We start from the raw sequence: 936 nt of genomic DNA, 5'->3' as shown, positions 1-936 counted from the left end.
CCTCGCCTACACGATGATCAATCTTCGGCACTACTGCCGAAGCTGATCACTCGCTTCGAAACCTTTGTTTCATCGCTGGCCATCACGCCGTGGTCACGCTCGCCCGCGTTATGCCGAACTATTCGCACAACGACACACATCGTGCTCAGTGTGCTCCGACCCGTGCTCCGACCCGATACGATGGGCAACAGGGAGAACTTGACGGCAAGGCTGGCCGCGGAAGTCAAGGACCGGCTCACCTCATGATTGGGCAGATTGCCATCGATCTGGGAAAGCGGAAAAGAGGATGTAAGGATTTCCTGATGCGAAAATCAGGATGCCGCGCCTCGTTTTTCCAGCTTCCGCTGAATGTGACAGGGATTCTGGTCGCTGACTATGAGTCGTCGAAGCGCAATTGGAAAACCGGTGCATCATGATCGCCTATCTGTCGGAGCGGGAGAACGCCGTCGAGGAAATTAATTCGGTCTGTCTACGACTGTTCGATGAGTGGTGCGAGACGCGTCGTGTGACCTTGCTTGCGTATCTGATGCACTGCTGGCCGTTGCTCGACAGCACGCCGAAGATGCTTAAGCGTCTTGGCGAAACCATGCGCGATCTGCGGCTCTATCACGTCGACCAACTCGACGAATCAGAGTTTCAGGCACTATGTGAACTGGCCGATCTGATTGATGAGCTGATCGAGCGGCCAGCGCCGATCAGAAGCGTGCGCTCGTGGAATAGTGCCTGAACATGATCAGAATACTCATTGCGGACGATCACGCGATCTTGCGCAGCGGGATCAGGCAGATCATCGCGACAACGGTCGACATGATCGTCGCCGCGGAAGCTGCACAGGGTTCGGAAGTGATCGACAAGCTGCGCAGCTGCGCCGTCGACGTGCTGCTGCTCGACATGACCATGCCGGGCATCAGCGGAATCGACCTCGTCCGGCGCGTG

General features: G+C 56.9%; 3 protein-coding genes. All 3 read left to right on the top strand.

The annotated features are described in order from the left end of the window. A partial coding sequence (locus AB4Y34_RS41750) for a hypothetical protein (RefSeq protein ID WP_368719293.1) occupies window positions 1–246 on the top strand: 246 nt, incomplete at its 5' end. Window positions 247–412: 166 nt separating this feature from the next. Next, window positions 413–727 carry a hypothetical protein gene (locus AB4Y34_RS41745; RefSeq protein WP_018437938.1) on the top strand — a complete coding sequence of 105 codons (315 nt, stop codon included), beginning with the start codon at window positions 413–415 and terminating at the stop codon, window positions 725–727. 2 nt (window positions 728–729) lie between these two features. Further along, window positions 730–936: response regulator transcription factor (locus tag AB4Y34_RS41740; RefSeq protein ID WP_368719292.1), on the top strand; the 207-nt coding region annotated here is incomplete at its 3' end.

It is taken from the genome of Paraburkholderia sp. BR10954 (assembly GCF_040965775.1).
In the GTDB taxonomy this organism is placed as follows: Bacteria; Pseudomonadota; Gammaproteobacteria; order Burkholderiales; family Burkholderiaceae; genus Paraburkholderia; species Paraburkholderia youngii.
Note: the sequence above shows the minus strand (reverse complement) of the source record. Positions and strands in the feature narration are given on the sequence as shown.

Coding starts and splice junctions, on each gene's coding strand:
- AB4Y34_RS41745 (WP_018437938.1), top strand. CDS start 413: ATGATCGCCTATCTGTCGGAGCGGGAGAACGCCGTCGAGGAAATTAAT.